We start from the raw sequence: 22,166 nt of genomic DNA on the forward strand, positions 1-22,166 counted from the left end.
TATGCCCTCACCACTTCATGTTTAAATTCAATAGAGAAAAATTTATTGGACATAAAAAAGCCCCCTTAAGGTAATCAGATTTTATTTTTTAATCTGTCTACCTTAAGGGGAGCATATCACTTCGGCTAATCTTCTATTCATTATATATTGCTCTACAGTTTCCCCAACCACTTGATGAAATAGTCTTTGAAAATGAAACTTTGAGTAACCGCTATAACGGCTAATATCTTCTATCGTCAATTTGTTTGTTAAATTATTTTCTATGTAATTAATAGTTTTTGAAAGGTTTTCTATATATTCCATAAACAATCCCTTCATATAGAATTTTTTTATATGAATTTATCAGCACATTATGAAAGGTTGGTTGCTACTATTAATTGTTGTTTTTCGAAAGACATTAAACAAGTATTCATTTGACGTTCACGGTATTTTTTTATTAATGATAACGGCTAAAATCACAATTAGCTGTTCCAATATAGTTTTCAATTACGACAAGGCTTACGGCAAGAACCTAAAGGAAAAAGGATAGACGTTAATACTTTATCTATCCTTTCCACTTCCACTTATATAATTATTTATACATAGTTGCAATTTGACGTTGCAACTCATCGTCTTCAATATATTCATCAAAAGTAATTTGTTTATCAATAACTCCGCTAGGTGTCACTTCAATGATGCGATTAGCAATCGATTGAACAAATTGATGGTCATGTGACGTGAACAACATGGATCCTTTAAAGGCGATGAGACCATTATTGACTGCTGTAATAGATTCTAAGTCAAGATGGTTCGTTGGCTCATCAAGAATTAATACATTTGCACTGCTAAGCATCATTTTTGACAGCATACAGCGAACCTTTTCTCCTCCAGATAAAACGCTAGCCTTTTTCAGTACTTCTTCACCAGAGAATAGCATTCTACCTAAAAAACCGCGTAGGAAACTTTCACTCTCATCTTGTGGTGAAAACTGACGTAGCCATTCAACTAAATTTAAATCACTATTTTCAAAAAAAGCTGAGTTATCCTTAGGAAAATAAGCTTGTGAAGTAGTTACTCCCCATTTAAATGTGCCGCTATCAGGCTCCATTTCACCCATCAGAATTTTAAGTAATGTCGTGTTCGCAACTTCATTACGGCCTACTAGCGCAATTTTATCATCTTTGTTCATTGTAAAGCTAACGTTATCAAGTACTTTTTCACCATCAAGTGTCTTTGTCAAGCCTTCTACTCGTAGGAGATCGTTGCCTATCTCTCTTTCTGGCGAAAATCCGACAAACGGATACCTTCTAGATGAAGGTTTAATATCATCAAGAGAAATTTTGTCTAATAGTTTTTTCCTAGAGGTAGCTTGTTTTGATTTAGATGCATTTGCACTAAAACGTGTAATAAAGCTTTGTAATTCTTTAATTTTTTCTTCTTTTTTCTTATTAGTATCCTGAGCCATTTTTAAGGCAAGTTGACTAGATTCATACCAAAAATCATAGTTCCCTACATATATTTGGATTTTCCCAAAGTCTAAATCTGCCATATGTGTACAAACCTTATTTAAAAAGTGACGGTCATGTGAGACAACAATCACGGTATTTTCAAAATTAATTAAGAATTCTTCTAACCATTGGATCGCTTTCATATCAAGGTGGTTAGTAGGCTCATCTAGCAATAGCACATCAGGTTTACCAAAAAGTGCTTGCGCTAATAAAACCTTTACTTTTTCTCCACCTGCTAAATCACTCATTTTCTTCGCATGAAGGTCTTCACCAATACCTAGTCCATTTAATAATATTGCTGCTTCTGACTCTGCTTCCCAACCATTTAGTTCAGCAAACTCACCTTCAAGCTCTGCCGCCTTGATACCATCTTCATCTGAAAAATCAGCCTTCATATAGATAGCATCCTTCTCCTGCATCACTTCATACAATCGTTCGTGCCCCATAATAACAACTTTTAAAACTTCATGTTCTTCATACTCGAAGTGATTTTGCTTTAACACCGCTAGACGTTCACCTGGTGTCATGTGTACATCGCCAGTTTGAGCTTCAATTTCTCCAGATAATATCTTCAAAAAGGTTGATTTACCTGCACCATTTGCTCCGATTAAGCCATAGCAATTACCAGGCGTGAATTTTATATTAACATCCTCAAATAGCTTACGATCACCGTAACGTAAGCTTACATTTGTAACTGTAATCATTTACGTTCCTCCATTTTATAATACATCCTTACTATTATATCATCGTCAGTTATAAACTACTAGGAGTGATATTAAAAAAGACGATAACGCCATAAAATAGGCGTTATCTACGTATTTCTCAATTAAATGTATTTTTGATCTTTTCCGCATTAACTGTCGTATCCTTCATGATAGCAGCAATCTTTTGATTATCTGTAGTTAATGTTTCAATCGTAGCACTCATTTCCTCTAAGCTAGCTGTTGACTGTTCGATAATAGCTGCCAACTCATTTGTTGAAAGCTCCACATCGGTTGTTTTTTCTTTCATATCATTAGCAAAACGAGTAACCTCAATAAATTCATCAGTACGTTTTTCTAAAGTATCTTTTACGTCTCTAAAAATATTAGAAACAACTTGAGTGGATTCAACACCTTGATTAATACTAGTACTACTTTCATGCATTTTACTTACAGCACTATCGTTACTTTCATTGAGTTTTGTAAGATTTATATTAATTTTTTCAGTCGTCTCTTTCGTTACATCTGCTAATTTACGAATTTCTGATGCGACTACCGAAAATCCCTTTCCTGCTTCCCCTGCTCTAGCAGCTTCAATAGATGCATTTAGTGCCAATAAACCAATTTGTCCAGTTATCCCATCAATGGTAGATGTTAAATCATTGGTTTCTGAAATCGTTTCAGAAAGGACTTGAAAGGTTTGCTGTAAATCAGTAATCGTCTCCTTTAAACGATACATTTCCTGTTGGAAGTTTTCCATAGTGGAATAGCCGTCAGTCACAGTTACACTAGTTTGCTCTGTTTCAGCTTGTAAATTCTTCGTTAAACGATGCAACTGATCCATAGATTGCATAGTTGTTAATGAAATATGAGCAACATCGCTAATTTGTTCAGATTGTGATTGACTTCCTACAGAAACTTCTTGAATTGCTATCTTCATTTCGTTGTGCGAAGTTAAACTCGTTTGAATTTGGTTATTTACTGTAGAAATTGCATCTACAATTTGAGCTACATTTGTCTCTAATTGCTGTTTCTGAATACTCCTATGCTCAGCTTCTTTCTCAACTTGTGTAAGAACTTGTTGTAAATGATAAAACTGTTTGTTATTTAAATGAATAATCACTCCAAGAGCAATCCCGCTTAAAATATGTACTAATAATATGGTTACTAAACCTTGTTCAGCTGGAGATATGATTAACGTGGTAATTAAACCAATTCCACCTAAAATAAAACCTAAAAAATAATACAACTTATTTAAGTGAATAGCTGAAACCAAATTTAGAAATAACAGCACAACAATGACATCTATATTAATACCAAACAAGAAAATGTAACCAATAGTAAATGAATAAGTAATGATTAAGGCTATAGCTGGGAATAGGTTATGTTTCTTAATTAATAAATGGATAACAACAAACAATAGGATGAGCAAGAGTAGCTCAAGCCCAAAATAGATGGTCTTTGGCATTTGCTGTGTTGATAAGGCTTTCCCTATGGTTGCTAGTAAAGAAATTGCAATTACTATTAACATTAAGGTATTTTTCTTTTTCAAATCAGTATTTTGTAATTGTTCTAAAGCAATCATTAAATGTCCCCCATTAAATAGCATGATATAGGTATATTTTACTATATGACTGAACTCTAGTAAACGATTGTAATTATTCCAAAGGATAACAGAGGAAATCCATTCAACAAATGAATTCTGTACTACATCGAATCTACTATTTAAATACTAAGCTTTTTAACTAAAGCAAAACATTACTAATACAAGCTAGGTCAATACCTCTCATAGTCTCTTACATTGGACAGTAAGTAATTATTAGCTATTCTTCTTAGAACGAGAGGTTTCTACTAATAATCCATTTTTAAAAACGGCTTCATCATCGGAATATTCAAAGAGCATTTCACACATTATTTTAATAATAACCTTCTCGAAATTACTAATAGGGTCAGTAATATCCATTCTACTATTATCTACAAAATTAATTAATTCCAAATACGCAACATCAACTCGACCATATCTTGCATTCTCAATAAATTTCTCAAAGGTTTTTATATGACTTGGATAAATCATAGCGTTACTATAGTACTCTTTGTCACTTTCTTGTTGTTCATTAATGCCATCAAGCTGAATTAAGTTTAATTCAGTATATAACCATCGAACATTATCAATTTTCTTTTGTTTATCAAGTTTAAGCGCTTTTCTCATTTGATCTAGTATTTTCACTCGTTGTTCATTTACAGTATATTTCGTCATAATTTCTAATATTTTATCTTTTATATCTTTGTTTAACGAAGAGATCTCTTTTGAATCTAGCATCGTATATGTTAATGTATCATTAATTACGTAATAACTAATTTCAGCAGCTCTTAGTTGTTCTCTAATATCATCTATAGCTAATACTCCTATGTTGTTTTCTATCGTTTTTATTTTCTGATAGATTGATCGTAATAAATGAGCGTAACCAGATTCAAATTCTTGTTGAAGCTGTATATCTTTCTTTGTTAATTTAAATTTCACTTTCTAATCTCCTTTGTTCAAACAAAATGCCTAAATTTTTATACACTACGAAATTTCTTTGTTCAGAACGCTTATTAACTTTGTTAAGGATTAAGTTATAATTGTACGGTTAAATCATCCATATTAAAAAGCTATAAAGCGATCCGTTGTAACTTGCTCCTAAAGTAAATAAATTAACTACAACTAGATGATGTTATTTAGAACTGTTATCTTTTAAAAAGAAAAAAAGATGCTACGAACACTAATTAAATATTGCGGTAACAATTACATTTCTTATACAAAATATAACCTTATTTTCCTATACATGATAAAAATTCTATCAAATAACACTCACAAAAATCTCACAATCTTCTAGGCGTTTAGATACTTTACTAATACTGGTGACATATCCTATATTTATGTTGATTTCTTGTTACTATAAAAGTACTATATTAGATAAATAGCATAACCTCAGAAAGATACTTTTCCCCAAGGAGAACTAGAATGTTGAAAAAAGTTATATTTGTTGCCATATTCATTATTGTAAGTTTCATAACACTATACTTTCCTCTAAGCGCAAAGCATAAAAACGCTTTAATGAATGTTGAAGATTATGTCATATATTATGGCCATGTAAACGACAAGCTTGTTAAGGAGCTTAGTTCATACGATTTAATCATCATAGAACCTCATCAAATGACAACAGAACAAGTTCAAACAATTAAAGATAGCGGAACAATCGTTTTAGGTTATATAAGCATGATGGAATTAGCAACATGGAATGAAGATTTTGTAACAAAAGTACAACAGGATGACTACCTAATCATTAATAATGAGAGAGTGTACGTTAAAGATTGGGATACATATTTAATGGATATTTCAAAACCACATTATCAGCGATTATTAATAGACGAAATAGATATTGAGATCATCCAAAAAAACCTTGATGGCATTTTTATAGATACAATTGGTGATATCGATGACTTTTTTTATGATCAACCACATATTGCTAATAAGCTTCGTGATAGCTATGTAGAGCTGCTGAAAACCGTCAATGAACAACATTCAGACCTGCTGCTGTTACAAAATTGGGGATTTGAAACGTTTAAAGAAGCCTCAAAGGATTATGTTCATGGAATCATGTGGGAAGACTTTGACAAAAGGAAATTAGAGAATAGTTCCTGGGGACAACAATGGATTGCATTTTTTAAGGATATGAAAAAGAATGAAAAAGTTGCAGTTTTTACAGTTGCACCAGATAATACAGGCGTTAAATATAGCAAGCAACAACAGTTTGTTCCTTTCAAAAATGAAAGTAGTATATACGATGAAATGAACTAACGATGGCTCTTTATTGATATTGTTACACTACAAGAAATAGTTTTATACAATCGTCATCGTTTAAAGATGGAGCAAACTTTAGTTGTGTCCGTATTTATTTCCTAGTTAGAACAATTAATAAAGGTGCCAAGTCATATATCTCTTATGACTTGACACCTTTATTTAGCTTAAGAAGCATAATCTCCACTATACTGTACGAGTGACACATCACCCACACCATCAATACTTGCTAATTTATGGACAAAGGATGTATTGTCTACTTTAAGCTTTATTTTCACTGTTAGTTCAGTGCGCTGCTTCCTTACAATCTTTGATTTAAGAGAATAGTTCAATTTGTTCAGCTGCTCCTTAATCAAATCATTTGCCTGTTCATCATAATGAATAACTAATAAATACGTGACATGTTTCCATTTCTTCTTGGAAAGAGCATATACGACTATGGCTACGAAAAGAGATCCAAATATTGCAACTGTATATACACCTGCTCCTATTGCTATTCCACAAGTAATCGCCCAAAACATAAATACAATATCAAGTGGATCTTTTATTGCTGTACGGAAACGAACAATACTCAATGCGCCAACCATACCTAATGATAGAACAATATTCGTACTAATCGTCATAATGACCAATGAAGTAATCATAGTCATCAATACAAGTGTCACATTAAAATTGTTGCTATAAACGACACTTTTAAACGTCTTCAAGTATACGAAATATATAAATAATCCTAGTAGCGTAGAACATACTATACCAATCAAGATAGACATAATCGATACATTCCCAAAGCTATCTAGTTTTAATACGCTATTTTTTAAAATATCATTAAAATTAAATTGTCCATCCATATACTATATTCCTTTCTTTATTGATGATAATATTGAATACGATTCTCTCTGCAAATGACATATTTAGATATTGCTGATCTATGATGACTGTCAAGCTGTAATATATCACGAATATAATCTGGTAAATATGAATTATATTTCACTTCCATAATCATTAGAGGGTACTTTAATACTTCATAAGTTACCAAATCTGGATTAAACAGATCTGTAGAATTGTTACTCGTACTCAAATATTTATCAAAAGTAATTCTCACATCTTCAATATGCTCTATATAAGCTTCTCTTACATAATCGACAATAACTTTTGGTGACATATGTTCACTTCTTAAATACAAGTAAAAGTCCTTCGCAAGCGTACTTTCCTTACTTCTCAAAAAATCATAATCCCAACCGAGCAGTTTATCAAATTCACTTTTTGTTAATTTTAAAGATTCCTTACAAACATACTCACCGTATCGACTTTTCTTTTCCAGTTTAATAATTTTATCACTGTAATTATAAATACGAATACGAAACTTCTTTCTTTTATATATACCATACGTCTTTTCAAAAAGGTCATTATCAACACAGTTATCAAAATATAAGCTCCGAATATGATAGCCCTCTTCATCAATTGCGTTATGATCTCTCTGTAAAATTGTTTGAAGCTTTTCTCTTAAAATATTGTATTCTGACACATTAATATAAAATTTCAATTCATGACGTAACTTTTTCATACAACCTTCCTTTTATATACCAATTAATCTTTATTTGTATGCTTCCACATTAGCAGGTGGTACTTGCGAAAAGATGAGAAAAGAATATGCTGATTATTGGAAGTAAGTTCTTTGAGCTAAATTATTGAACATGAAAAGCTAGTATTCCGAAATACTTTACACCATCCGAATCTTCATATTGATCGAATGCATATTGTACATTTCCTTTACTATCGATGGCAGTCACTCTAAAAAAATATTGGCCTGGATCTAATTGATCAATACTAGATTTTGTATCTATCATATCTTTCTTTTCATAAACGATATCTAAGAAGGAGGGATCATGACTAACTTGAACAACATAAGAAATATCATCGCCTTGAACATCATATGAGGGATCCCAAGTTAATAAATAACTACCGTTACCTTCATGAGTAACCCCTAGAAAAAAAGGCATTGGATTCTCAAGATTAGTAAAATAGCTTTTCATATTTTGTTCAGTAACATTCACCATTGAATAATAACTATCATCAAAATTAGCTATATTCACACGTAAATAAGATAAATCTGGTGCACTATTTACAAATTTATAAACTGTATTGTAATATTCGTCTAACATTTTCCTTGTTTGAGTCGGATTTATAGTTTGAGAGAGTTCCTCAATCTTCTTAGTTAGTGCGTCTACATTAGTTGGGTCCTTAAAAAAACGATTATGTAATACTGATCCCCAATAATTTGATAATCCAGTATGCCATTCTGGATATTGTCTAACTTCACCCTCTTCAATAGGCTCTCTCCAAGCACCATCATAATCCCAAGGGAGAAAATACCATTTTTTTGAATTGATTGGGCTGTACAAATAGTAATTTTGTGTCATAATATCTGTGTTTCCTACTAGTATATTTGCAGCTACCCATGTCAAATAATTTTCTTTATCGAAATGTTCATTGACAACATCATTTATATTCAATGTTTTATTATTCACGTCATCAAGCATATCTAATAGTTGTTGATGATCTTTACTGCCCTTGTTTTCTAAAATACTCTCAAATTGATCCTTATCAAATAACGGATCAGATTCAAGCCTTAACTGTTCTGGATAACGATAAAATTCAAAATTTGAAGCTTTATATAAATTGCCATTCGGATCAAGGCCGTGTGATGCTAAGAAGCGTTCATTTACTTGCTCTACATGGGTAAATAATCCATAGTCTTCAAATTGTTCAACTGTTCTTCCTGAAGTTAGGTCCTTTACATATAACTGAACAAATTGTGTTCTCACACTCGTCAAATTAGCTATTTCAGTAAAATAATCAAAAGAAAGTTTGTTTCGAACTCTCGTAGGATCATACGGATGTTTATTTAGGTTTAGTGTTTTTTGACCTCTCCAAAGTCCTGCTCGATCATGCAGGTTTATTTTATAAGATTTTTGTGGTGCAATTCTAGTAGATTTCCCTCTTATACTAATTGATGCATTCGCATCTGATGTTCCTGTATGATTGAAGCTACCATTTATCGGCCCATCATCATTTCCTTCTTGAATAATAATATCTAGTTTAGGAGATTCTGTTTGGCTATTATAGATGCTGTACCAATTATTTAGTTCGTAAAATGAAACGGGATCATTACTCTTGTTGTCTCCTAGTATTGTAACGTAGAGCGTTACAACTGAGTCTCGCTCATAAAAATCATAAAGACGATTATCTTCACTTATCCCGCTAGATATTACTACTTCTTGTGTATTTTCCTTAGTTTGTACTTCATTGATGCTATCATTACTACAACTTGCAACAACAAATATTGTTGCAATACTGTAAATAATGACTATAAACTTTTTACTTATCATGCCATCCCCCACCACTCGATACAATCTCTATTCATACTGTTTTCTCATACGTTTGAATAAGTTCCCAACCTTTTTAGGTTTTTCTTTATTTAATATAGGTTGCGAACAGAAAGTATAGTAATCTATGTTATTTAAATAGCTTGTGAGCTTCCATAATCCAAAGATTAATGCACCACATGCGACGATAAAAACAGCATACCCATAAATGTCATAACGAATTAAAACAGCTGTCAAAACCATACTTCCCACAGTGTAAACAACTGTGGTTAAGCAAGCCCCTTTTTGATCGTCGAAATATAATAGTATTAAAACAACAGTATACATAATGATAAAAAATAAATTTCCAAGTACTAAAATAGTAAAAATATGCATTTGTTCAAACGTAAAACCGAGTGTTGGTAAATACTTCAAACCTAATGCAATCGAGCATATGACTACAAGCAATTGTATTTCTGTAATAAATGTCAGCTCTAACGATAAAGTTTTAAACATCGTTTTTTTTGCCGATAAAATATCCTTTAACGGAAATGAATTTAAAATCCGATCATAGTATGAGCGATAAGTTTTGTAAAATGATGTTTCTAATGAAACGACAAATAGTACCATAGCTGGGAGAACACTTAAATAAGCAAAGAAAACAGGTACATCATAATAAGGTGCAACTGTGAACGTTTCTTCGACCGTGTATTGAACCTTACTATGCCATATTATTAAATTATGTCCATACAGACCCAGCGTATAAAGTAACCCACATACGAACAAATATGGATACAGCCTCATGTATGAAAAGAATAAGAAGTATTTTTCATTATTAACGTGAAAAAATGCTCTAATATATTGTGTAAACCGAATAATCATAATAGCAAAACCAATATCTAGGCAAATAAACATTGCTGTTGCACTATATATTTTCAAAACATAGATGCAAATACAAATTAAAGCTATAGAGACGACTACTCCTACTACAAAGCTTCTCACTATTTTCATATAATCCTTTAATGCAGATACATACATGCACTGAATCCAAATGATGATCAGTTCCACGAAAAAGATATAGGATACAACCTTAAATGTAAAATTCATTGGCGAAAATAAATAAAACAAGAATGCACTGACAGCACCTATCGTTACACAAATGCAAATGACTCCATACATTGATGACAAAATGTAATCATACTTCTTCAAAAAGATATGGTCAGCAACATACCTAGAAATAATCAAGTTGAATCCACCTGTGATAATCTGTGAAAAAATGAGTGCATATTGTGCTGCAGCTAAAAACTTCTCTCTTTCTACAAATGGGGTATCAGCATATATTAATAATTGTTGCGCAAAGGTTAATAACAATATACATAAAGCAAGAGGGCCGACAGTTACGATTGTTGAATAACTATAAGCCTTAACTTGATTCAAAATACCTTGTTCATTAAAAAGCTTCTTTAATTGAAAACCTATTCCTGCCATTAATTTATCACCGTTTTATTATAAAGTTGTTTATAATTATCGATAAATGTTTCTTTTTGGTAAAAAGTTCTCACACGTTTTTTACCATTTTCTCCATAGCTTTTTCTCAGCTTAGCATTTTCACATAATTTAATAATTGCTTGTCCCATCATGACATATTGCATCACAGGAACGATCATACCTGCTGCACCTAGATCATCAGCTTCACCCATTAACAGCCCTTTGCAATTTCCTACATCAGTGGCTACAAATGGCTTACCACAAGCCATTCCTTCTAAAATTGCTAATGGTTGTCCTTCGCTTATGCTTGATAAAACAAGGATATCTAATTGCATTATATAATCTTTAATATTTACTTCACCTGTAAATATCACATCTTTAAGATGTAAACTATTTACGAGCTGTACACATTCCTCGTAATATTCCTTATCTTCATCAAGCGGTCCTAAAATATAGAACTTTGCATTCGGCACTGAGGCCTTTACTATAGAGAAACTTTGAAGCATTGTTTTTATATCTTTAATTGGAACAACTCGAACAATCGCACCTATAAAAATGTCATCTTTAGACTTCTCTTGCTTTAATGACAATGCTTCGAAATTTTTTATATCAATTCCATTTGGTATAATTGATATTTTATTTTCTGCACAACCTAGTTCAATCTGAATTTCTTTGTTTTTATTAAATAAAGTAACAATGTTATTCGCGTAGGTATACGTACAATTTGACATATTATAAAAATATTGAATCCATAAATCTTTAAAATACCCTTTTACCCATTTCGCTTTAATAATTTCCTCCTCTCTTTCTCTTGTATAAATGCCATGCTCTGTTAAAACTAATGGTTTATCATATAAAAAACTTCCTAAACTGCCAATTACTCCTGCGTATCCTGTAGATACACTATGGTATATGTCAGCCTCTGGCACAGAATTTTTAATCGCCAATAATAAGGGTAAAACCATTGAGCGTAATGTCCAGAACATTTCAGTAAAAGGAATTTCACTATATTTTTCCAAACAAATTTCTTGAACAATCTCAAAAAAGTCTCTACTCTTTAGAAAACTAGTAACAGATTTAATTCTATGACTAGAAAATAATGAAAAAAGGACATCCCACTTGGTTGTTCTACTATCAAGTAAAGATCTGATAGCTACTTTTTCCTCTAAAGAAAGATTATAGCGACCTCCCCATTGATCTCCGTCCTCATCAAATTCATCGAGAAAAGTCTCTACGACATGACTTACATTATTCGGCAAGCTATACTTAAATTTCCCTTTTATTTTTTTTTCAGCTCCGATCGTATAAACGATAAATTCGTGCTCTGATATATTTGATATTAACGATTGAATCCAACTCGATACTCCTCCTGTAATATAAGGGTATGAACCTTCAGCAACCAAACAAATTTTCATATTAATCTACCAACCCAATCTCTATTATCATATCATTTGCCGATACGACATAAATATCGTCATCCACTTTTGTAACTGTACAATTTTTCAAACTACCAATTTTCTTGTTTGTACGTAATAAGAATTTCATTTCTTGTGCAAAACGATCAACATAAGCAATGATACGATCACTATCTTGTTTAATAAATACTTCGGCATTTAAGTAATTTGCCATTTGAATACTAGCATTTGATGCAGTTCTACTTTGTAACCAAGGATAATCAGCATGTAAATCGCTTAACATTCCATTATACTCTTTTGAAAGTGTTGACCAACTTTTTGAAAAAGAACGATTTTCATCAAAAATATCATCAGGGTGAATAAAATGTGAAAAAACGCCGATTGAAGTGATGGCATTCGCGATTGCCCATTTATTTTTCTCGGAATATTCATATCCTGAAGTAATCCTTGGTAGGTTGTTATGTGTGCTTGTCGCATCAAATTCTTGTATCTTTGAATATCCTACATCATCCTCTAAATACAATGATGAAATAGTGTTGATAGTTGGTATCGATTCTAGTAATGCTTGCACACCCTCATCGCTTATCCTATTACTCGGAGGCACGTATGTTGTAAGTGGATAATTTGGAAAGCTCTGCTTTACAAAGCTCTCGACCGTTTGTAATGCTAACACCATATCACCCATTGAATTCCAAGCATTGTACCCCAAATCTTCTACAGCGGCTGGATCTGTAGTCAAAGACTGGTGATTATATCCGTGAACCCCTAATTCTCCTCCCATTTTCAATAATTCTCTACCGTACCGAATAAGTGTACTACGATCGGATCCAATATCATTAAATGGAGCTTTCACGACGTCATTATATGTTTCAATTAATACACCAGTATATACTACATCATACTTTGCTGCTCCACTTAAAATATCAGGCCACCAAATGTCCTCAAAAAAGCTTTTTATATCCCTTCGATATTCATCAAATATTCCCTCATGGTATCCAGTTTGGATTGGAGCAGGAAAATCATCTAAGTATAGGACTTTCATATCCAAAATAGGATAAATAAAATCATCATTTAGCATACTTAATGCGCCAGAAATCAACCCTCTATTTTCTTTTGTACTTAGCATCGTACCATTAAAAACGATGAATTTTCCGTTATTAAATGACATACTCCACATAAGAGGAGTATCATCATCAGACGTTGCAAGAACGTCTGCTTTGCTTTCCAAGCCAACTGCTAAGGAAGAATTTTTCGCAATATTTTCTGCTCCAATCGTTAACTCTCGCTGATTAATAAGGATGTTAGAAGTAAGTTTTATTCCCTCTAGAGTAATAAAATCTCCTACTTCATATATTCCAAGCTTTCGGTAAACATTATAAAGCGAATTGTCTATTTCAGGGCGCATCGCAAAAAATATTTTCCCACCATTTGAGGTATATTCCATCAATTGATCCAAAGTAGGAATCTTACTAATTTCTTCTAATGCTATAATGACATTCTTGTATTGATCAATTTGTTCAGGGACAAGTGTATGAGGTATGACTTCCACCTTTTTCTTCATATATAATAAAGTTTGTTCGATATTATCCTTTAACAACACACTCTCACGGCTACCGTCATTATATATAAGTAAATATTCTTCAGCTTGTATTTCATTTAAAACATCTACAGGCAATCGTTCATAACTCATCTGCCCACTATTCTTAAGTTGTGAACTACCCGGTACAATTGTAAGGATAAGATCTGAACGAACTATTCCTAAAAATATTCCTGCTAAAAAAACAGACAAGATAATTAAATGAACTGTTTTCCCAATTCGAAACTTATAATTCATCTCAGCCTACACTCCCTTTCAACCAATACCTCATTTTATTCAAACCTAAGGGAGTTAGCCTGACAGGTGAATTTCTAAGCATATTCAATATTTCGTTAAATTTTTCTTGATCTTTTAAGATATAATATAGTTTCATCGTAATAAAATACGCTTCTTCTTCATTAGAGCAGTAGTTCATAAACAGTTCACAATACTTTTCTGCAACTTTTAACTCTCCAAGCTGTAAATCACATTCTATTTTTTCAATGTAATTCTCCTTATTATTTGGCTCTATATCAATGATCTTTTCCAACACTTGAGAGTATTGATATAGATATTGTAATTCCGCCCGCTCATCTAAGATTCCAAGATCAACATACTGTCTTATTACTTGTGCATAGCTCTTCATTATTGATACTTCCGTAGGAGTTATTTCTAACTGCAGCTCCAGCTTTTGAAGAGAGTTTAACAAGGAGCTATTGACTTCTAAAATGGCTGACGCTGCGTAATGTGAAGTTTCAGTATCATCATTCTTTATCGCGGCTTGTAATATATCTCCTTGTATTAATGAATCTGTTTTTAAAACATCGAGGAGCATTTTCCTTTTCGTTTTATTATCATTTAAAATCAACACATCCTTAATGGGTACAACATTAATCTCTTTTTCTTTATTTACACTTGTTAGTATATCCTTATCAATTTTTTCTCTGTGAATAATTGATTCGAATTTTCGATTACTTATGTTACCATTGTGTCGTTCTTTTTTGTTCATCATATGGATGAGGATTATGCCAACAAAGGGACAGCATAAGAGAATAGTTAGGTTAACTATTGTTCCTCTCTTTTTCCACCCAAAATAGTAAGAAAAATATATTAAAGAAACGACATAGTACGCAAGCAGTGCACTAAGCATACATTTCTTCCTCTTTAATTTGAATTTCACCTAATAATGGTTTAATTCGTTTCATAACCGTTAAAGCATCCTCTTTATTAGTATTTGAAAGTAAGATCCAATAATTAGCATCGTTATCAATTCCAATAAAGTCTGTTTCACGAAGACTATTAGCTACTTTTATAGCTGCCTGTTGTACTATTTCAGTATTTGATTCAAGCTTTAATAAAGTGAAAGGGATATTTAATTGCTCCTTTGCTTTCCTCTTACTAATCATTGCTTTAGTTAAGTATTCTGGTTTTAATACTCTAGTATTTAGAATATATCTCTCTAATTTAGTGGCATTGACATAATCAAAGGCACGTGTTATTGAAGATGAAATTAAATTAATGACAACTTGGAACAAGTTTTCATAATATAATGTTAAGTTATTAAAATCCGTATCATTTATACAAATAATTGCAACTGGCTTGTTATCTTTCATAATGGGCGCAATCATCAAAGGTGTATGTGGATCTATACTTCGATTTATATAAATCTGCTTCTTTTTCATCACATCAGTAATTGCACTCGAATCCTTCACCTTGATCGAGGAGGGGAATGTTAAGTGGGGGTGACTCGACTTTGATATTAATCGCAAGTATTCTTCACTATTTCCAACTAAATAAATAGCGGCTTCCTCAGTTTTCATAATCGTCTCAAGCACACTAATCACACCATTAAAAATTTCATCAGGCTCTAAACTATCAATTTTTTTAATAATTTGATAGATTTCACCTACACTTTGCTCTGAATGTAAAATTTGAGTTTGTAATTGTTCTTTAATATTTTTAGTTTCAGTATAAATTCCATTTAGCAATAGATATTTTTCCTCAAACAATTTTAATTCTGAAATTGCATGTTGTTCCCTAACATTCTTTTTTTCAATAACATATCCGATAATGAGTCCTACAAAAATATAAACTGCAAATTGAATGAGCGTGCTATTATCAGTAAATAAAGCAACTATTTCTCTTCCATTTTGCAGGCCTTCCCAAATATATATCATAATTGAAAGAGCACAGGCTATCATGACCTGATTTTTGCCTAATACAACCCCAACGATTAATATATATAATAGAAGAATGTCGATTTGACCAAATAATAAATCGAATTTGATATAAGCCAATGCACTTACTATAAACAAAATCAAATTTTCTATAATAGGGAATATAGTTGTTTCAGACATTTTTTGAAATAAACTTTTTTCCCTCACTGCTTTGTTATTTACACTTTGTTTCTTCTTATCTTTAAACCATTGGTATGTCTTTTCAAGTCCTTCTTCTAGCTGATATTTCGGTAGCCAATCAAACTCTCTTTTAATACGTTCATTTTCTAACCTAGAATGTTTTATATCTCCCTCTCTAGCTTTTTTATGCACAAGGCCATTTAGTGGCTCCAATTGTTCTAGGGCTGCTACAAGTTGATTGATACTATTATCCGTATTTGTAGATAAATTATATACGCCAGTTGTATCACTCATAACCCCACGATAAATGGCTTCAGAGACATCTTCAACGTAAATGAAATCCCGTGTTTGACTACCATCACCAAAAACTTCAATTGTTTGCTTGTTTATTAACTTATTTAAAAAAATAGAGACAACTCCACCTTCACCATCATTGTTTTGTTTTGGGCCATAAACATTTGAAAAACGTAAACATAAAGTGTTTATACCATAATTTTCTGACCAAAATTGACAATATGATTCTCCCATCAATTTGCTCATTCCATAAGGTGAAGAAGGATTACATTTTTCGTCTTCAGTTAAGGGTAGCGCAGGATTATCACCGTATACTGCTGCTGAAGAAGCAAATACGAATGAAGATACTTTATACTTCTTTGCTAGTTGCAACATATTTATAACACCTAAGACATTCACCTTTGAATCATAAGTTGGACTTTCAACTGATGTCTTTACATCTACTTGAGCAGCTAAATGAATTACAACATCAAAATGATTTGCTCTAAAAACCTCTTCGCATTTTTCATCTTCAATATGTAATAAATAAGATTGATGTCTAAAATGAATATTTTCTTTATGACCAGTAGACAAATTGTCAAGTATGTGAACCTCGTGTCCTTCTCTATAAAATTTTTCAGCTACAAAAGACCCGATAAACCCATAGCCACCTGTAATCAATACCTTCATACTATGCCTCCATGCCTAAAAACGAAATTCATTTGCTACTATTGTAACATTTACATATAATGGTTTAATACATTTTTCCCATTTTCAAATAATAACAGAATGACCTCACAAAATACTCACAGGTTTTAATGACATGTAACATACAAGTAAAAAACAGATGGATAGCGTGTGTTCTTGCTCTCTAACAGTTTTTATGGATATTCTCGCAAACTTTGTTGCTATAGTTCATAAAATCAAATATAAAAACGTCGTTTTATAGGAGAAATGATGACCTGAAACCTAGTTGTATACGTGTTTATTTTTATACGAAGGCAGCCTTACTTAAAGGATGCAATCGTACAGTCTACAGGATGTACTAAATCATGAATATTCATTGTTTCAAGAATAATTGTGCCTCTTTAGGTGGAGCTACGCCCATTTCCTTATGTAACATTTTTGCATAGTAATCATAATAATCTATCAGCAGGTTGTGATCATTCATCGCATATAAGTTTAGGAGAGCAAGGTTTATTCTTTCATGCAAAGGATAGTATGACAAAAAGGTTTTCAGTCGTTCCTCAGCTAAGTGAAATCCTCCATTCGAACTATAATGAAGAGCTAATTGAAGAGTTAGTGAACTATATTTTTCTACCAACTCTTCTTGAACACCTATACTCCATATGTAATCTTTCCTGCCGAATAAGCTCCCTTTGTATTGATGAAACACACGTTCACTTTCCTTTAAGGTTGCACTTGATACATTTTTGTGTGTTTCGAAATAATGAAGAAATTCGTCAAAATCACTATTCATGTTATTCATATCTAATAAATAACCTTCATTCACTTTTTTGATCGTTAGTAAAATATCGTTTTCTTTGAGAACTTTTTTTAGTCGATAAATTGTTGTGTACAAATTATGTACGGCACGGTCATCCTCCATATTTCCCCATAACAATTCTGTGAATATCCATTTATCAATTATTTGATTAGGTTTAGTAAGGAAGTAAGCAAACAGTTCTTCTGTTTTTTTTGTTGGCCATTTAATAATTTCACCAGAGCCATTTCTCACCTCAAGTGTACCTAAACATAGGATTGTTTCCTTCCACTCCTCTTCAAATACTTTTCTAGTTTCACTTAATTGAGTTGCCATAAACTTTTGGTTCTTCCTCAGCCTAGTTGTCACTTTTTCTATTTCTTGAATCGTCACAGGCTTTAATAAATAATCAACTGCATATACTTTGAAAGCATCTAAAGCATATTGCCCATACGCTGTTGTAAATACAATTTGGATATCCTCATTTATAATAAGCATTTTTTTTGCTAGTTCTATGCCAGTCATTTTGGGCATTTCTATATCAAGGAATACAACATCTGGCTTAATAATAGGAAACTGCTTAAGTGCTTCAAGAGGCTTGGTAAAAGTCCCAGCAATTGACAAATGGGCATTTTGACCTATAACTATCTTCATCAAATCTAAAATCGGTTTTTCATCCTCTACAATCATAACCTTAAGCATTAGCATTCTACCTCTTTCCTAAGAACTTTATTAGTCCATAATCAATTATCAGTACATTTAGGAAGCTGAATATTAACCGTCGTACCTTCGTTTTTTCTTGAATGCACCTCAATATAACTCCCATTGATGGATTCTAACCTCTTCTTTATGTTCGTCATACCAATACCTGCATTCTTTATTTTACCTGCACGAAACTGTTGAAGAACGTCATTTGTCATTCCAACACCATTATCTTCTATTTGTACTAAGATATGTTTGCCATATTCTTTAATGGTTAATGAAACATAACCACGTCCTTCTTTTTCGAATAAACCATGTCGTATCGCATTTTCCACAAGCGGTTGGATACATAATGATGGAATATGGACTGTGTCTAACCCTTCGCCTATTTCACACCTAAATTCAAATTGTTCAAACCTAGCTTTTTCAATTTCAACGAATGCATTTATTAAATCTAACTCTTGTTGAAGCGGAACAAGAATTGTCTTATGATCCGAGTTGTAAATAATTCGTAAATATTGACTTAACATCATTAACAAATGTGCAGCCTTTTGTCCGTCTGTAAAGCAAAATGAGATGATATTACTAATGGCATTATATAAGAAGTGAGGTTTAATCTGAGCTTGCAAAAATGCCATTTCATTATGAAATGCTTCTTCCATTGATGTTTTCATAGATAGTAATGTTTGAATTCTAGCTATAATGGTGTTTGCTTCAAACGGTTTTGTTACATAGTCGTTCGCTCCAGCTTTGAAGCCTAATTCAATATCTTCTGGCAAATTATTTACAGTTGAGAATAAAATAGGCAATTCTAATAATGAATGTGTCTCCCTTATTTTTTGACATAATTCAATCCCTGACATAACTGGCATCATCACATCTAATATGACTAAGTCAATATTTTTATATTGCTCTAACTTCCTTAAAGCATCCTTAGCTGAATATGCAGTAATCACATTGTAATGATGACTAGATAATAAGTTGAGTAATATCGTGATGTTTGATGGTTCATCATCCACAACTAAAATCGTGTTTTCATATTCATCTATTTTGTCAAAGTTTGGTTCTGACAAGACGATAGAGTTAGAAGGTATGACTGTTTGTTCAGCTGATTCTTCATTCTTTTCATGTTCAGTGCATGTGGCAATAGGTAATTTAAAAGCAAATCTCGTACCTTTTCCAACTTCGGACCAATCGACCCATATGTCACCGTCCATTTTTTCAATAAGTTGTTTGCTTATATACAACCCTAACCCCATACTTTGATAGCCATTTTGTGGTGACAGCTTATCAAGCTGTTCAAAATACCCAAAGATCTCTTCAAATTTCTCTGCTGGTATGCCGATTCCTGTATCCTCGACATATATATATAGTTGTTGGTCTAATGACTTAGCTGAAACAATGATTTCCCCATGCTCAGTATGTTTTATTGCGTTTTGTATTAAATTATATAAAATTTGCCTTAGCCTATTCTCATCAGCAATGGCGAATAAAGATTCATCAATTCCGTTTATTAAATGTATTTGTTTCCCTTGAATTTCAAAAGCCAATACGTCAAACACGATTTGTGTAGACACTTTTATATCTACTTTCGTTGTGTTCAACCTGAATTCTCCATTCTTCAAACGTGTTACGTCGATTAAGTCGTTTACTAAATTTGAAAGTTTAATAGACGTGTCATGTATTAGCGACAGATTGTCCTTATAATTTTGTGATTTATGTTGACCCTCATTTTCAAGTAAAAAGGATGATATATTTATAATACCGTGAAGAGGTGTTTTAAATTCATGTGATGTCTTAGCTAGAAATTCATCCTTCACTTTATCCACTTGAACCAGCTCTTCTGATAACTGTTCATTTCTTTTAAAGGCATTTGAAAACCGTAGTGACATTAATAAAGCAAGCATTAATAATAATATAAAAGGTTCAAACGGAAATAAGGCAATAGGGTTATCAATTGCTATAAAGCTATCAATTACAATAAAATACTTAAACATATGTACACTCATTGCAATTGAGCCTAAAATTAAATAGATACTCCCCTCCATCTTTTGTAAAAAAGCTAAAATCATTACATACACAGCGAAAACCATAGCAAAAATACTATACAAAGACGTAGTATCTCTCACCCAAAAAGGAATATACGCAGGAAAAATTAGTTCATATAATGTTAGCAACAAACCTATTGACGCTACGAACCAAACAAACTTTTTACTAACTACATTTTTAAATGCTGCATATATATATAAAACTAATGAAAGGTTTGACAACATAAACGACACGTACTGCAGTCTTAAAACAATCCAGTGAGGAGTATTTGGAAAAACTGTATACCATACTAACTCTCCATGAACAGCTTTGAATATACCAGTAGCTAGACAATAAATAGAGAAAAGTATGAGAAAGTAATCCTTTTTCCTTTGAGAATACAGGCCAATAAAATACAGCCCCATGATGAGGAACACACTAATTGGAACCCAATCATTCATAAGTGATCGGTCTCTTAATTTCGAGATTTGTTGCTGATCACCAAAATATATAGAAGTAAATATACCTCCTCCAACCGAATAATCGTAGTTAGCTACTTGTAAAATAATTTCATTCATGCCTTTATTTAAAGTAAAGTATGTAACGTATGTTGCAGTCCCTGGAGTATAAAGCGACTCATCGTTTGGTTCCCCACTTGATCCCAACAATTCTCCATTCAAGAACAATTTATTCGACATAATTATAAAAGAAGGTGTCTTTATACCATAAATATGTTGATCATCTTCTACGTTTACTTTTAAACGATAGGTTGCTTTCCCATACGGACTCATTGCTTGATTACCATTTTCATAGCTTGTCCAAGTTATGTTAGGCACTTTTACAAATTGAGGTATAAATTTTTGACTGGAGTTTGTTTTAAAATCATTTGCATTTAATAGTTGATTAGGATAAAACTCCCATTCTCCATCAAGTCGAATAACTCCATCATTTTCATGATCCCATTGCGATAAATCTAACACCCCATCTTCTATTGAAGGTGATGCTAATTCGTGATGTGTTGCAATATAGTATAAAGTACCTGCTACGATCAGAGTAATCAATAATAATATCTGTATAGCGACTAACTTAGTTTTCATCTTGCACCTCAAGTAAAATACTCAAATAATTTATTAATTCAATAGGTATAATTCACTATGATTTCCCAATTAATGTTTACAGAACTTAATAACTAACTAAAAGATAACACTACCAAAAAATTCTCACAAAAATCTCACAAAGTATTTTTTGTCTCTTTAACTATTAAAATACTCTAACAAAAACTACTCAAAAACAATGCATTGTTATTACCTATTGTGGAACATAAAGGAATTAGCTTTTAATAAAAGCCTTTTTTCCTAAACTTTGTTGCTATTAATCGGAAACTAGAAAATTCAGTCCTCGTTTTAGTAAGAAAAGGTATCTCTAAATCTAATCCTATATACGTAAATAT

General features: G+C 32.2%; 15 protein-coding genes. 1 reads left to right on the forward strand and 14 read right to left on the reverse strand.

From position 1 onward, the window contains the following. Positions 1 to 102 precede the first annotated feature (102 nt). The 4 genes from ACSVDA_RS19890 to ACSVDA_RS19905 all read right to left on the reverse strand — a co-directional run bounded on the left by ACSVDA_RS19890 (position 103) and on the right by ACSVDA_RS19905 (position 4,709). Positions 103 to 303 (reverse strand): AraC family transcriptional regulator, encoded by a 201-nt coding sequence (locus tag ACSVDA_RS19890; protein WP_485885465.1) that lies wholly within the window; start codon positions 301 to 303, stop codon positions 103 to 105. Between the two features lie 268 nt (positions 304 to 571). Next, a complete protein-coding gene (locus ACSVDA_RS19895; RefSeq protein ID WP_485885467.1) occupies positions 572 to 2,191 on the reverse strand; it encodes an ABC-F family ATP-binding cassette domain-containing protein in 1,620 nt (539 codons plus the stop codon). Positions 2,192 to 2,309: 118 nt separating this feature from the next. Continuing rightward, positions 2,310 to 3,773, reverse strand: a complete 1,464-nt coding sequence (locus tag ACSVDA_RS19900) for a methyl-accepting chemotaxis protein (RefSeq protein WP_485885468.1) — start codon at positions 3,771 to 3,773, stop codon at positions 2,310 to 2,312. Positions 3,774 to 4,007: 234 nt separating this feature from the next. After that, the gene (locus ACSVDA_RS19905; protein ID WP_485885469.1) at positions 4,008 to 4,709 is read right to left on the reverse strand and encodes a hypothetical protein; all 702 of its coding nucleotides are present in this window, start codon (positions 4,707 to 4,709) and stop codon (positions 4,008 to 4,010) included. A 486-nt stretch (positions 4,710 to 5,195) separates the two neighbouring features. Here ACSVDA_RS19905 and ACSVDA_RS19910 point away from each other — a divergent pair, with 486 nt between their 5' ends. Continuing rightward, complete coding sequence (locus ACSVDA_RS19910; protein WP_485885470.1) at positions 5,196 to 6,029, forward strand: endo alpha-1,4 polygalactosaminidase; 834 nt, start codon at positions 5,196 to 5,198, stop codon at positions 6,027 to 6,029. Between the two features lie 167 nt (positions 6,030 to 6,196). On the opposite strand, the gene ACSVDA_RS19915 is transcribed toward ACSVDA_RS19910, so the two are convergent. The 10 genes from ACSVDA_RS19915 to ACSVDA_RS19960 form a co-directional block, all read right to left on the reverse strand. Further along, on the reverse strand, positions 6,197 to 6,877 hold the full coding sequence (locus ACSVDA_RS19915; RefSeq protein ID WP_485885472.1) for a DUF4956 domain-containing protein: 681 nt from the start codon (positions 6,875 to 6,877) through the stop codon (positions 6,197 to 6,199). Between the two features lie 17 nt (positions 6,878 to 6,894). Beyond that, positions 6,895 to 7,593, reverse strand: coding sequence for a polyphosphate polymerase domain-containing protein (locus tag ACSVDA_RS19920; protein WP_485885474.1), 699 nt, complete (start codon positions 7,591 to 7,593; stop codon positions 6,895 to 6,897). 121 nt (positions 7,594 to 7,714) lie between these two features. Continuing rightward, a complete protein-coding gene (locus ACSVDA_RS19925) occupies positions 7,715 to 9,418 on the reverse strand; it encodes a CotH kinase family protein (protein ID WP_485885476.1) in 1,704 nt (567 codons plus the stop codon). Positions 9,419 to 9,445: 27 nt separating this feature from the next. Next, positions 9,446 to 10,882, reverse strand: coding sequence for an exopolysaccharide Pel transporter PelG (gene pelG / locus ACSVDA_RS19930; RefSeq protein ID WP_485885478.1), 1,437 nt, complete (start codon positions 10,880 to 10,882; stop codon positions 9,446 to 9,448). Further along, entirely contained in the window at positions 10,882 to 12,297 is a 1,416-nt protein-coding gene (gene pelF, locus ACSVDA_RS19935; RefSeq protein WP_485885480.1) for a GT4 family glycosyltransferase PelF, read from the reverse strand. Before pelF ends, pelG begins: the two co-directional genes overlap by 1 nt. Before the next feature lies 1 nt (position 12,298). Beyond that, a complete protein-coding gene (locus tag ACSVDA_RS19940) occupies positions 12,299 to 14,131 on the reverse strand; it encodes a DUF2194 domain-containing protein (RefSeq protein ID WP_485885482.1) in 1,833 nt (610 codons plus the stop codon). Position 14,132: 1 nt separating this feature from the next. Then, positions 14,133 to 14,885, reverse strand: a complete 753-nt coding sequence (locus tag ACSVDA_RS19945) for a hypothetical protein (protein ID WP_485885484.1) — start codon at positions 14,883 to 14,885, stop codon at positions 14,133 to 14,135. A gap of 130 nt (positions 14,886 to 15,015) precedes the next feature. Beyond that, a complete protein-coding gene (locus ACSVDA_RS19950) occupies positions 15,016 to 17,193 on the reverse strand; it encodes an NAD-dependent epimerase/dehydratase family protein (RefSeq protein WP_485885485.1) in 2,178 nt (725 codons plus the stop codon). 370 nt (positions 17,194 to 17,563) lie between these two features. Continuing rightward, complete coding sequence (locus tag ACSVDA_RS19955; RefSeq protein WP_485885487.1) at positions 17,564 to 18,688, reverse strand: response regulator; 1,125 nt, start codon at positions 18,686 to 18,688, stop codon at positions 17,564 to 17,566. A gap of 41 nt (positions 18,689 to 18,729) precedes the next feature. Beyond that, positions 18,730 to 21,813 carry a hybrid sensor histidine kinase/response regulator gene (locus ACSVDA_RS19960; RefSeq protein WP_485885489.1) on the reverse strand — a complete coding sequence of 1,028 codons (3,084 nt, stop codon included), beginning with the start codon at positions 21,811 to 21,813 and terminating at the stop codon, positions 18,730 to 18,732. Between the last annotated feature and the right edge of the window lie 353 nt (positions 21,814 to 22,166).

It is taken from the genome of Cytobacillus sp. Hm23 (assembly GCF_051842895.1).
Taxonomy (GTDB): domain Bacteria; phylum Bacillota; class Bacilli; order Bacillales; family SM2101; genus Nanhaiella.

What these genes read in the sequence shown, in the direction of transcription:
- ACSVDA_RS19890 (WP_485885465.1), bottom strand. Translation starts at nt 303, where the DNA reads ATGGAATATATAGAAAACCTTTCAAAAACTATTAATTACATAGAAAAT.
- ACSVDA_RS19895 (WP_485885467.1), bottom strand. Translation starts at nt 2,191, where the DNA reads ATGATTACAGTTACAAATGTAAGCTTACGTTACGGTGATCGTAAGCTA.
- ACSVDA_RS19900 (WP_485885468.1), bottom strand. Translation starts at nt 3,773, where the DNA reads ATGATTGCTTTAGAACAATTACAAAATACTGATTTGAAAAAGAAAAAT.
- ACSVDA_RS19915 (WP_485885472.1), bottom strand. Translation starts at nt 6,877, where the DNA reads ATGGATGGACAATTTAATTTTAATGATATTTTAAAAAATAGCGTATTA.
- ACSVDA_RS19920 (WP_485885474.1), bottom strand. Translation starts at nt 7,593, where the DNA reads ATGAAAAAGTTACGTCATGAATTGAAATTTTATATTAATGTGTCAGAA.
- ACSVDA_RS19925 (WP_485885476.1), bottom strand. Translation starts at nt 9,418, where the DNA reads ATGATAAGTAAAAAGTTTATAGTCATTATTTACAGTATTGCAACAATA.
- pelG (WP_485885478.1), bottom strand. Translation starts at nt 10,882, where the DNA reads ATGGCAGGAATAGGTTTTCAATTAAAGAAGCTTTTTAATGAACAAGGT.
- pelF (WP_485885480.1), bottom strand. Translation starts at nt 12,297, where the DNA reads ATGAAAATTTGTTTGGTTGCTGAAGGTTCATACCCTTATATTACAGGA.
- ACSVDA_RS19940 (WP_485885482.1), bottom strand. Translation starts at nt 14,131, where the DNA reads ATGAATTATAAGTTTCGAATTGGGAAAACAGTTCATTTAATTATCTTG.
- ACSVDA_RS19945 (WP_485885484.1), bottom strand. Translation starts at nt 14,885, where the DNA reads ATGATGAACAAAAAAGAACGACACAATGGTAACATAAGTAATCGAAAA.
- ACSVDA_RS19950 (WP_485885485.1), bottom strand. Translation starts at nt 17,193, where the DNA reads ATGAAGGTATTGATTACAGGTGGCTATGGGTTTATCGGGTCTTTTGTA.
- ACSVDA_RS19955 (WP_485885487.1), bottom strand. Translation starts at nt 18,688, where the DNA reads ATGCTTAAGGTTATGATTGTAGAGGATGAAAAACCGATTTTAGATTTG.
- ACSVDA_RS19960 (WP_485885489.1), bottom strand. Translation starts at nt 21,813, where the DNA reads ATGAAAACTAAGTTAGTCGCTATACAGATATTATTATTGATTACTCTG.